Annotated in this window: 11 protein-coding genes and 1 riboswitch; of the genes, 5 read left to right on the top strand and 6 right to left on the bottom strand. The window is 33.0% G+C overall.

What is annotated here, in order from left to right; all coding sequences use genetic code 11:
- The first annotated feature begins 126 nt into the window (after positions 1-126).
- Together Q4Q16_RS02795 and ribB are read left to right on the top strand one after the other, a co-directional pair.
- Entirely contained in the window at positions 127-501 is a 375-nt protein-coding gene (locus Q4Q16_RS02795) for a DUF120 domain-containing protein (protein WP_303346098.1), read from the top strand.
- Between the two features lie 46 nt (positions 502-547).
- Positions 548-679, top strand: a riboswitch (FMN riboswitch).
- Positions 680-732: 53 nt separating this feature from the next.
- A complete protein-coding gene (gene ribB, locus Q4Q16_RS02790; protein WP_303346096.1) occupies positions 733-1416 on the top strand; it encodes a 3,4-dihydroxy-2-butanone-4-phosphate synthase in 684 nt (227 codons plus the stop codon).
- Position 1417: 1 nt separating this feature from the next.
- On the opposite strand, the gene Q4Q16_RS02785 is transcribed toward ribB, so the two are convergent.
- The 3 genes from Q4Q16_RS02785 to gatA all read right to left on the bottom strand — a co-directional run bounded on the left by Q4Q16_RS02785 (position 1418) and on the right by gatA (position 4787).
- A complete protein-coding gene (locus tag Q4Q16_RS02785) occupies positions 1418-1828 on the bottom strand; it encodes a hypothetical protein (RefSeq protein WP_303346093.1) in 411 nt (136 codons plus the stop codon).
- On the bottom strand, positions 1828-3324 hold the full coding sequence (locus Q4Q16_RS02780) for a cobyrinic acid a,c-diamide synthase (RefSeq protein WP_303346092.1): 1497 nt from the start codon (positions 3322-3324) through the stop codon (positions 1828-1830). The genes Q4Q16_RS02785 and Q4Q16_RS02780 overlap by 1 nt, the downstream gene beginning before the upstream one ends.
- 92 nt (positions 3325-3416) lie before the next feature.
- Positions 3417-4787 carry an Asp-tRNA(Asn)/Glu-tRNA(Gln) amidotransferase subunit GatA gene (gene gatA, locus Q4Q16_RS02775; protein WP_303346091.1) on the bottom strand — a complete coding sequence of 457 codons (1371 nt, stop codon included), beginning with the start codon at positions 4785-4787 and terminating at the stop codon, positions 3417-3419.
- 716 nt (positions 4788-5503) lie between these two features.
- Between gatA and Q4Q16_RS02770 the strand changes: the two genes are divergently transcribed.
- Positions 5504-6298 (top strand): HAD family hydrolase, encoded by a 795-nt coding sequence (locus tag Q4Q16_RS02770; protein WP_303346090.1) that lies wholly within the window; start codon positions 5504-5506, stop codon positions 6296-6298.
- A 62-nt stretch (positions 6299-6360) separates the two neighbouring features.
- Here the strand turns inward: Q4Q16_RS02770 and Q4Q16_RS02765 are convergent, their stop codons facing one another.
- The gene (locus Q4Q16_RS02765) at positions 6361-7074 is read right to left on the bottom strand and encodes a sugar phosphate isomerase/epimerase (protein WP_303346089.1); all 714 of its coding nucleotides are present in this window, start codon (positions 7072-7074) and stop codon (positions 6361-6363) included.
- Positions 7075-7205: 131 nt separating this feature from the next.
- On the opposite strand from Q4Q16_RS02765, the gene Q4Q16_RS02760 reads away from it, so the two are divergent.
- The gene (locus tag Q4Q16_RS02760; RefSeq protein WP_303346087.1) at positions 7206-8744 is read left to right on the top strand and encodes a 2-isopropylmalate synthase; all 1539 of its coding nucleotides are present in this window, start codon (positions 7206-7208) and stop codon (positions 8742-8744) included.
- An 84-nt stretch (positions 8745-8828) separates the two neighbouring features.
- On the opposite strand, the gene Q4Q16_RS02755 is transcribed toward Q4Q16_RS02760, so the two are convergent.
- Together Q4Q16_RS02755 and Q4Q16_RS02750 are read right to left on the bottom strand one after the other, a co-directional pair.
- Entirely contained in the window at positions 8829-9485 is a 657-nt protein-coding gene (locus Q4Q16_RS02755; protein ID WP_303346085.1) for a PHP domain-containing protein, read from the bottom strand.
- Position 9486: 1 nt separating this feature from the next.
- Positions 9487-10518 carry a DUF1786 domain-containing protein gene (locus tag Q4Q16_RS02750; RefSeq protein WP_303346083.1) on the bottom strand — a complete coding sequence of 344 codons (1032 nt, stop codon included), beginning with the start codon at positions 10516-10518 and terminating at the stop codon, positions 9487-9489.
- A 90-nt stretch (positions 10519-10608) separates the two neighbouring features.
- Here Q4Q16_RS02750 and Q4Q16_RS02745 point away from each other — a divergent pair, with 90 nt between their 5' ends.
- Complete coding sequence (locus Q4Q16_RS02745) at positions 10609-11910, top strand: TrpB-like pyridoxal phosphate-dependent enzyme (protein WP_303346081.1); 1302 nt, start codon at positions 10609-10611, stop codon at positions 11908-11910.
- Positions 11911-12182: the final 272 nt, after the last annotated feature.

Raw genomic sequence — 12182 nt, 5'->3', positions numbered from 1 at the left:
ATATTTATTTTTCAATTGTTAAATAAATTTCTTCAAAAATCTTTATTAATTAAAATGTATTAAGATATAGTATTGATTAAAAATATTATTATAGATTCAAGTTCTAACTAATTTAGAGGCTATTTCATGAAAATTGATGGGGAAGTTACAACCGGTTTGGGAAAGGCAGCGTATTTTTTATCACAGGAATTTTACACTAAGGAATTTAAAAGTAATTTGGGCTTTATTCCATATCCCGGAACCTTAAATGTAATTGTTAGTGAAGAATATTTGGAAGAAATTAATGGGATTAAAAACAGTTGTCAGAATTTGATTAAACCTGATGAAGGATTTGGTGCTGTTAAGTACATTAAAGCCAAATTGAATGATGATATTCACGGAGCAATTGTATTTCCAGCTAAAACCACTCATGAAGAAAATTATTTAGAATTTATTTCGAAAAATAAATTGCGAGATGAATTATCCCTAAAAGATGGGGATATTGTGTCTCTTGAATTTTAAACATTAAATAGTAAAGTTTTTTATATATCATCGATATATCTATTAATCACGTTCTCAGGGCGGAGTGGAATTCTCCACCGGTGGTGATTTTTTATTAAAATAAGTCCACGAGCACAAATGTGTTGATTTGGTGAAAGTCCAAAACCGACGGTGATAGTCCGGATGGAAGAGAAGTAATAATTTAATTAGTTATTTTTAGCCCTGGTTCTAGTATTATAAGGAGATATTACTATGAATCAAGAAAATAAATTAGATGCAGCTTTAGAAGCTATTAGAAATGGTGAATTCGTACTAGTTTTTGATGATGACGATAGGGAAGGGGAAGTTGACATGATTATCGCTTCTGAATTTGTAACTCCTGAATCTGTTGCAACAATGAGATATAATGCAGGCGGTTTAATCTGTAATTGTATCCATTCTGATTTTTGTGATGAAATCAAGTTGCCTTTCATGGTAGACATTATGCAAGCGGCCTGTGAGAAATATCCTGATTTGGCTAAACTTGCACCAAATGATATTCCCTATGATGAAAGGTCTTCATTTTCCATTTGGGTAAATCATAGAAAATCATTCACCGGCATTACCGACCATGATAGGGCAATGACCATTAGTGAATTGGCTTTAATGATGAAAGAAGAAAGATTCGATGAATTCGGATCAACATTCAGATCCCCAGGTCATGTCTGTCTTTTAAGAGGAGCAGAAGGACTTGTTAAAAATAGAAGAGGACATACCGAAATAGGTCTTGCTTTATGTGAGATGGCAGGTGTTACTCCTGTTTGTGTAGTTTGTGAAATGATGGATGGCGAAACTGGACAGGCCACATCTGTTGCTGATGCCCGCAAATATGCAGAGGAAAATGGTTTAGTTTTACTTAAAGGTGAAGATATCATTAATAAGTATTTAGAAGAATAAGCTAATTTTCATTAGCTTTTTCTGCTATATAATTTGCTATAAATTGGGTTATCTGCCTTATTTTATATGAATTATATATTTCAAAAGCAACGTACTTTCCATCTTTCAATTCTATTTTTAAGGAGTTTTTGATTTCTTTTGACTGACTTATTGAGGATATTAAATTCCATCTGATTCTCAATGTTTTGTTTTTCAGTGCTTTTTCAATGTGAATTCCGTCATCGAGAATCTTGACGATTTTTATTAAACGTCGGTTTTTATCAGAATTTATTTGAATATTCCCGGATTCATCAAAAACATAATCAGGAATAAGACAAGTCGATTTCCATCCGCGATTTATTTTTTTTAAGACGTCGGCCTTATCCTTTTTAGTAAGTTTCACTCCTGTCTGCGGACTTAAACTAAGAGCCATTAAATCACTTTATTTCTGATTTCATCAAATCCATATATTTTTTCAAATTCTACTTCACGGGCCATATTTATTATTTCATCAATGTTTAAATTATTTTCAACCAGTTCCATTGCATGGCTTGTAAACAGGTCGTATCTTATTTCGACTTCAGGGATAAATCCTCTCATATCGGCGGATTTCAATTTTGGCAATTTTAACACTTTGCCGACATTGGTATTGTTTTTAATATAAGGAACTACTTCATTGAAAATATCTTCATTGTATACTTTGTTAAGCAGTATTGCCTCTACCGGAATTCCAAGCTTTTCAAGCATATTGGAATGTGAAACTAAGTCAATTGCTGCAGATTCTATTCCTCCTTTATTAACACCGGATGCCAGTATCATTGGGATTTTTGACGACATTGCGATTTCAGCAGCTGAAAACGGCACTTTCTCATTTAAAAGACCGGTAAATACACTCATTACTCCTTCAATCAATACAATATCATAGTCTGAGGAATTAAGTTTGGAAATTGCAGATTCAATATCCATCCACCCTAAATGGCCAATTTTTATTGAGGCAAAGTCTTCCATTTTACCTTTTGTCAAGTATAATCCAGGTATAATATCACGTACATCAGGACCTACTTTAAGCAACGCTATTTTATAGCCTCTTTTTCTTAAGGCTCCTGCAAGACCTGTTAGTATGAATGTTTTACCCGAATCTGATCCGTTACTTCCTATCATTAAATATTTAGGTTTTTTAGCTTTTGTTTTTAATTCGGGAACTTTAATGTTGGTGTTTATTCCGACTTCACTATTCAGGAATCTTTTAACTTCGATATTTCTATTGTATATTTCATCAATATCTTTAGCATCTATTTGTTCTAATAGATTTTTTACAAGAACCGGATTTTCATCTAACAGGCCATGAATCATTGTACCAATAACATTACCGTCATCGTTACATGCTCCTGAAAAGATATTATATTCGCCCTTTTCGTTTGCATCTCCGTAATTCATTCTCTGAACTTTAGAATAAAACAATGGTTTAGCATCTCCTTCGACTTTTCCGTAAGTATGTGTATGGAATCCGTCGATGTCTTCTTTTTGGTCTTTGACTAAAAATGAGTTGTTAAATACTTTTGCCTTAACACGGTCACTTGTAATTAACGGTGAAAAATTAACGTCAATTATGCCAAGGCCCTCTTTTAGAATAGGCACCGGAGATTTTCTGCCGATATCTATTTGATTTGATAATAATTGAAATCCTGCACAGATTCCGATAACTGGTTTTCCATCACGGGCCATCTTTTTAATTTCGCTATTTAAGTCCATGCTGATGTCATTAGATTCGATTAATGTTCCGCCGGGAATAATTAATGCATCTAGCTTTTCACTAGCTTTAAATCCATCGATAAGACCATTTTCTCTAACAATATCTGTCGGCAGATTTCCAAAATCTTCAAATCCCGGAACGGCTCCACTGACATAGGCAAGTCCAATTCTTGTCATAAAAATACCTCTTGATATTCTATTGTTTTTTATAAATAATAAATATTAAAGAGATGTATTTCAAGTGTAAAAAAAGTTATGAAAAAAAGAGGTTATTGAGTGTTTTCAAATACACTCATAGCTTTAATAATTTTTAAATCATCCAATGGTTTTGCCTGTAGTTGCAATCCTACTGGAATGCCTTCCACTTTACCGGCAGGTATGCTTGCTGCCGGAATACCTGCTAAATTAGCTATTACAGTTAAAACATCATAAGCATACATTTCCATTGGTTCTAACTCAGTACCAATTTCATGAGGAAGTTTAGGCACGGTTGGTCCAACAATCAAATCTACATTTTCAAGCATTGAAGTAATTTCAGACCTGATTACTGATCTTGCCTTTAAAGCTTGTTTGTAGTATTTGCCGCTAAATTCAGCTTCTGCAATGTGGGAACCTATTTTTATTCTTCTAAGCACTTCCTCTCCACATACATCTTCAATTTTAGAACCGTATTTTCTTCCATCGTATTTTCTTGTTGCAGAGAAGAATTCAACATAGTTGATTAAGTAATATGTCGGCAGGCATAAGTCAATGTAGTCAAAACTTACTTCAACAAGCTCTGCGCCAGCATCAACTAATTTATTAATAGCCTGATTGATGGTTTTGTTAATTTCATCATCGGTTACATCAATGAATTCTTTACACACGGCTATTTTCATTCCTTCCAAACTGGTATCTTCCAATACGCTTGTGAAATCTGGTTTTTCCCAGTTTAAGGTTGTGCACTCGGTTTTGTCATATTCTGCAATAGTATTTAATGCAAGAGCAATACCGCTCACGTCATCTGAAAGCGGTCCGATTTGGTCTAAACTCATAGATAAATCAAGCAAACCTTGTCTTGAAACGGCACCGTATGTTGGTTTGAATCCTAAAACACCACAATGTGAAGCAGGATTTCTGATAGACCCGCCGGTATCTGATCCAAGTGTAATATCACACATTTTTGCTGCAATTGCCGCTGCGCTTCCTCCAGATGAACCTCCAGGTATTCTTCCCATTGCGGCAGGGTTTTGTGTTGGTCCGTAGTATGAAGTTTCAGTTGAACTTCCTGCTGCAAATTCATCCATATTCAAAATACCGATGATTATTCCGTCTTCATCCAAAATATCATCAACAACAGTTGCATTGTAGCTTCCAATATAATCTTCTAAAGTTTTTGAAGCTGCAGAAATAGTTAAGTCTTCAACATTAATGTTTGCCTTTATACCAAATACCAGTCCAGCTAAAGCACCAACATCGCTTCCGTCAGCAATTTTTTTATCAATAGCTTCGGCCTGTTTTAATGCATTTTCATAGTTTAATTCAATAAATGCATTAATGTTTTCGTTATTTTCATCAATAACTTTAATGAAGCTTTCAACATTTTCTTTAGCTGTCATTTCTCCATTTTTAATGGAGTTTAACTTCTCAATAACCTTCATTAAAACACCTAAATAATCGTAATTTGTAATATTATTATTTTATTTTTTAAGGTTTATAAAGTTGTTTTTTTTAAATCATTCGGCACTTTCAAAAACTGTGTGATTTGAATTTTCTCTAATTTTTGCGTCACGAAATTTTTTAGTTCTATTTTTTCTTATTTTTTAATTTAAAAGCAGTAAAATTAATATATCAATATCAAAACAAAAGCCCAATATTGATGCATAGAAATAAAAGAATATAAACTTTCCAATTTTGTACCTGAGTTTTCTGAATTCCGTCAATCTGATGATTTTTATCGTTTTAGGCGAAAATATTGAGGATAACTAATTAAATTAGAGAAATGGGTAAAATTCCTTTTAAATATATGCTGTTTGTCTTCTTGTATCTAATCGTGCTGTTAAAATGGAACTTATGAATGTAAACTTATTTTAAGAATTGTAGAACAAATTTGTACTATTTAAAAATGTAAATGTAAAAATGTGGTTATGTCCTCTATACAGATTTAAAAATCTGTTGTTTACTTATATTCCAATATTGCATTGACTGTTATTGGTTGTATTGAGAATTTATATCAAATTTATGGGGATGGACCATATAAAATATGATTTGACTTAAAACTAGAATATAATGTTGAAATCTCACATAAAAGCATAGAAAGTTTTTGAAAGTCCCATTTTTAAATACTTTTAAATATTTTTTTTAACTATTATTAATTATGAAAAAAGCCATTGTATTTGATAACTCAGGAACTTTAATCCAACGATTCAGAGTTATTAAAGATGTGATTAATGATGAGATATTTACAGACATCAACTCTCTTGATTTAATTGACTCAGCTGATGCATTGACTTTAGTTGTTCTTCAGTATAACACTAATAAGCTTTTAAATCTGGATCCAGATACCTTAATTTCAGATGTTATTAAAAATTGTGAAATTGATTTTGATATAAGTTATTCTACAAAACAGTTTTCAAAGGCTGAAGTTAAAGATATCCTTTTTGCAGATAATTCAACTAAGGTTTCAGACATTACCGACGGTTTTGACATTTTAAGAGAAAAAATTCCCCATATGGAATTATGCAATGGATCTGCGCTGATTGTTGATATGAATTCGGGTGTTGTTGCATACACCATCACATCTGCAGGTAAATTTTTCCCTAAAGTCTTTGAAACAATTGAAATCTTAAAATCTCGTGGTATTGAAATATATATTGCTTCCGGAGATAGAAAAGGTGCCATTAATAGATTAGCCTGCATGCTTGATGTTCCCCTTGACAATGCTTACGGCACTGTTTCAACCAGAGGTAAATGTGAACTGGTTTCTATTCTTCAGGATGGGGGTTATAAAGTAATGATGGTCGGTGACGGGCTTAATGATATACTTGCATTTAACAGAGCTGATATCAGTGTGTTGACCATCGAGCAGCAGGAAGAGGTATCTCCTAAAATGATGGATAAAACAGACTACATTATTCGGGATATTTTTGAAGTTACGAACATTGACTTTTAGTTTATTTTTTTATAAGTTTTAACTTATAAGTTATTATTTATAACTTTTAATAAAATAAAATGTTATAAGTTATCAATGACTTCTTTGCTTTTTAATATATTGTCAAAGTTGTTTAGCTCAATAATGGCTGTGTCAATCTTTTTTAGTAAATTCAAATCAAGCGTACCTTCACCTAAGGTAATGTGCTGATCTTTTTCACCGTCATTATCATTTAAATGACAATAACTAATATTTTTTAAATCCAGCATCTCTTTTAAGTTTCCGCATGTATTTCCATGACCGGTATCAATCGTTAGACAACAGCCTGTTTCATTCTGAATCATTTCAAGCTCTTCAACTTTATTTGCTAAAAATTTAGCCCTGACAGGCATATTTTCAACAGACACCTCAACATTTGTGTTGTCGATAATTTCTCCAACACTTTCAATTGCAATTTCAAGTGCTGCTTTTCTGATACGCGGTTCGTTACGTCCGATTATTCCGGGATGAACCGTAATTGTTTTTGCATTAATACTTTCTGCATACTGTCCGCATTGAATCATTTGCTTTACGCTTTCAGCTCTTATTCCTCTGTTAAGACTTGCAATATTAATGTCTACAGTTGCGGCATGAATTCTTATATCCAGGCCACAGTTTTTGTATTCCATATTATTTTTTCCAAAAAACGGACCTTCTCCAAGAATTTCTATTATTTCAAAGCCGTGCTCTTTTGCCAGATTTATTATTTTATTATTGTCTTCCATGAACAATGCCAGTGTTGTAAAACCCAATTTCATATTTTTTATATTTGTATTTTGTTTATATTATACCTTTTAACTTAAAATTCAATTTTTAAAATATTTTTATTAAAATGAAAAATTTATTAATATTCAATTTTAAATCAATTAATTACTAGGGAAGTATTCTCATGACTTTAAAAAATATGGAAACTTTAAAAAAAGAAGATATGAATCTTGCTGATAAAATTTATATTTTTGATACCACCTTAAGAGATGGTGAACAAACACCAGGGGTTGCCCTAACAGTTGATGAAAAAATTCAAATTGCCCAAAAACTCAACAACCTTGGCGTCGACAAGATTGAAGTCGGATTTCCCGCATCATCACCTGGAGAGGTTAATGCAGCAAGAAAAATTAAGGCCAGAGATCTGGATTCTACACTTGTGGGTTTGGCACGCTGTTTAGTAAGTGATATTGATGCTGTTATCGATGCGGATTTAGATTATGTTCATTCTTTCATTGGTACTTCCCCTTTGCATCGTGATTATAAACTTAAAATGTCTAAAGATGAAATTGTCCAAAAAGCCGTCAATATTGTTGAATATGCTAAAGACCATGGCCTAACCGTTGAATTTTCAGCAGAAGATGCAACCAGAACCGAAAGGGATTTCTTGTTTGAAATCTTTAATGAAGTTGTCGGTGCGGGTGCTGATTTTTTGGATATTCCGGATACTGTCGGTGTTTTAACACCTATTGTCACTCATGAATTGATTACAGACCTTAAAAACAATTTCAAAACTCCTCTAAGTGTACATTTCCACAACGATTTCGGACTGGCCACTGCCAATACACTAACAGCCATTGAATGTGGCGCCAATCAGGCTCACGTCACTGTCAACGGTGTCGGTGAGCGTACAGGCAACTGTTCATTAGAGGAACTCGTCATGTCTCTTAAAGTTGCTTATGGTATTGATTTAGGTTTAGATACTGCCAGATTTTACAGTTTATCTACTTTGGTTAGCCGTTTAACCGGTATTAAAATGCCTATTAATAAGCCGATTGTTGGTGCCAATGCATTTGCTCATGAATCAGGTATCCACGTTCATGGAATTTTAAATAATGCTTCTACTTATGAACCTATGTCTCCTGAAATGGTGGGCCATTCAAGACGCATTGTTTTAGGTAAACACACAGGAGTTAATGCTTTAAAATCAAAGTTAAAGGATTATCACATTGATTTAAATGAAAACCAATTCCGTAAGGTTTTTGATGAAATCAAATCTTTAGGTGACAGCGGAAAATGTGTTACTGATGATGATTTAATAGCTATTGCCATTACTGAACTCTCTTCTGCACGTGAAACTCCTATTGTTATTAAAGGTTTAAGCATTTCTATGGGGGCTAACGTTTCTCCAACTGCAACTGTTAAATTGGAAATTGATGGTGTTGAAAAAGAAACTGCTAGTACTGGTGTGGGACCTGTCGATGCAGCTTTAAATGCGGTTAGGGAGTTGATTCAGGATACTTTGGATATTGAATTGGAAGAGTATAATTTAGAAGCTATTACAGGTGGTACAGATGCATTGGCAGAAGTATTTGTTATAAGTTCTGATTCAAACGGCAACCGATCTACCGGACGCTCAACTAATCAGGATATAGTAATGGCAAGTATACTGGCTGTATTGGATTCAATAAACAAATTATTATTGATTAAACGGTCAATCTAACTTTTTTTTATTTTTAATTAGAATCATACCTGAGAATGTCTTGGAGCCGTCTATTATTCTTAAAAACGACTTGCTAAACTCTGCTTAAAATTTTTTTAATACATTCTTCTCAAATAGGTATTTAGAAAGCAATATATTTGAAGTGCCTTTTCCGTGTGCCTCAATATTTCCTTTTCTTATTGCTTTTAATACACTGTCAATGTCCTTTTCACAACTGACCAGACTATAACAATCTCCAACAAATTTCCAGTAATGGGCATCGCTTGCACCTAATGAAGGTATATTTTCCTTTTGTGATAATTTTTTCGCTTTTCTATTTGAATGCCCTATTATGAATCTTGCATTTTTAGTTTCAATCCCATCAATTTTTAAATCTTTATAATCACATTCACATAAAAGTCCGTGTCTGTAAAAACAGTACGGATGGGGGATAATTGCAATGCCTGCCATTTCATGAATTTTGTCTATTGTTTCTTCAGGTGATAAGTTCTTAGGTATAATTTCCTCACACCCAAATCCAAGTATATGGCCATGTGTCGAAGAAATTTCTATAGAAGGAATGGCCAGTATATCTGTACTCCTTGTTTTACTTAATATTTCACTTGTTCCATCTACAGTATTATGATCACTAATGGCTATTATATCTATATTTTCCTTTTTTGCGATTTTTATAATATCTTCCAGTTTTGAATTAGAATCATGTGAGTATTTACTATGAATATGAGAATCCATTTTAAGCATATTATCTTTCCAGTATTGTTTTTATTAAACCTACGGTTCCAGTCATCATTACATCCCCGCCGGGAGCGGCATGATGCCAGTCTAGATTTGTTTTTTCAATTAACTCTCTTTTCGGACCGCTGACTATTACCTTTTCAATTTCATTTATAGGATTTAAAACATGTGCGCCGTGACCATGGTCATCATATACCTCTTTATTTGTTATTGTTCCTTCAGCAAGTCTTTTAATGTACCTTTCAAGGGATTCGCTTGTTAAACTGGAAGTGTGATGTTCAAACACTCCCTGAATTTTTCCATTTTCGATTGTAGCTGCTGTTGTATGTCCATTTCCTATGTCTATTACAACATAACTTTGCAATTTCTCAGCAACTTCATCAAAACACATTCCTGCAATAGAAGCAAATTTTGTATCCATCATCAATGGAATTTCACTAATTCCCTCATCTTTTACTGTTCTTCTAACAGCATTCATTCTTGTAAAGTATTCAGGCAAATCTTCCATAAATCCGAATTCTAATGGGGAGATTGGCTTATTGATTTTTTCTCTTATCTTTTCAAATCTAAAGTCCCTATCACCCATATTTTCGTTGTAACCGTGGTCCTGAACAGCTATTGCAATTTTATCAAAATCAAATTCTAAATCATATCCTAACAGGAATTCTGACAATTTTGTTATATTTATGTCTCCCATATTGATTATTGTGTATTGTGAATAATCTTTTGTCTCATCAGCTATTTCAATTCCAAATGATTTTACCTGGTCTAAATTATCCCTTATTGTTTTTGCACATAGAGGTTCCATTACTACTTTGTATCCTTTTTCCATATGTTCAAGGATAGTGTTTTTTATTTTTCCTCCTCCCATTATTTCTCCCTTAAAATAAATGTCATTTTCAATCTCTCTGATTTGTTGGGAAATAAACAAATGAGGTGAAGGCAAAACTAGCTTAATTGAATTTTCTAGTTCTTTTTCACTATCATAAATCATCATATCCTGTGTGCCTGTTCCAACGTCTATTGCTAAGATTCTCATGATTTTTTATTGTTCTTTATTATATTAATAATTAAATAGTACACTTTTGTACACCAAAGATTTAAATAATACATTATAGTAATTATTATTATGGATTACAAAATAACTTTAAACTCAAATGAAGTGCCAAAGCAATGGTACAATATTAATGCTGATTTGCCTGTTGAACTTCCAATGCCTAAAAACAGTGAAGGAAAAGATCAGATTTCTTCCCTTAAAAAGGCTTTTAGTAAAGCAGCTTTAGATCAAGAATTTTCCACTGAACGTTTTATTAAAATTCCAAAAGAGGTTAGAAAGCTTTACATGCAGATGGGAAGACCGTCTCCCTTGTTTAGAGCCACTAAACTTGAGGAATTTTTAAATACGCCTGCCAAAATTTATTATAAGCGGGAAGATACTTCTCCAACGGGGTCTCATAAGTTAAATTCTGCTATTCCACAGGCATACTTTGCCAAAAAAGAGGGAATCGAAAGAATTACTACTGAAACCGGTGCCGGCCAATGGGGTACTGCATTATCTCTCGCATGTAATTTACTTGATTTGGACTGTACCGTTTACATGGTTAAAGTTTCTTTTAACCAAAAACCAGACAGACAAAACATTATGAACATTTACAATGGTAACGTTTTTGCTTCTCCAAGTGAAAATACAAAAATCGGCCGTGAAATTTTAGCTAAAAATCCTGACCATCCTGGTTCTTTAGGTGTTGCTATTTCTGAGGCTATGGAAGAAGCTTTAGAAAATGATGAAGTCAAATACAGTTTAGGCAGTGTTCTCAATCACGTAATGTTACATCAAACTGTTATTGGTCAGGAAATCAAAAAACAATTGGATATTGCTGGTGAAGAGCCTGACGTCATGATTGCCTGTGCCGGTGGGGGAAGTAACTTGGCCGGATCTTTATTCCCATTTATTAAAGATAAAATCGACGGAAAATCCGACACCCAATTCATTGCTGTTGAACCAAGTGCATGTCCTACATTAACAAAGGGCAGCTATGAATATGATTTTGGTGATGTAAACGGATTTACTCCAATGCTTAAGATGTTCACTTTAGGTCATGATTTTGTTGCTCCTTCTGTACATGCCGGAGGATTAAGATATCATGGTATGTCACCACAAGTTTCACTTTTAACTAAAGAAGGATATATCGAGCCAAGGTCTGTTCATCAAAGAGATGTCTTTGAAGCAGGTATTACATTTGCACGTAATGAAGGTATTCTACCAGCTCCTGAAACTACACATGCTATTAAAGTAGCTATTGATGAAGCATTGAAATGCAAACAAACCGGCGAAGAAAAAACTATTGTAATGAACTTCTCAGGTCATGGAATGTTGGATATTAAAGGATATAGAAGCTATTTTGACGGTACAATGTCAAATGCCAAATAATCCTTATTTATTTTTTTTTATTTTTTTTATATTATAACTTATAACTTATTACTTATCATTAAATTTTAATTATAAATTATAACTATTAACTAATAACTTATTAATGAAAACAAATAATTTATAAGAGAGAAGTTATAAAATATAACTTATTTGTTAAAAGTGAGTTATGATAAGTTATTTCTTAAAACTTATTTTTTATAACTTAAATGTTTTAACTTAAAACTTAATTCCTATCCCTTAGAAGTTAAAACTGATAAGTTTTTCCCTATAAG

It is taken from the genome of Methanobrevibacter sp. (assembly GCF_030539875.1).
Classification (GTDB): Archaea; Methanobacteriota; Methanobacteria; order Methanobacteriales; family Methanobacteriaceae; genus Methanocatella.
Note: the sequence above shows the minus strand (reverse complement) of the source record. Positions and strands in the feature narration are given on the sequence as shown.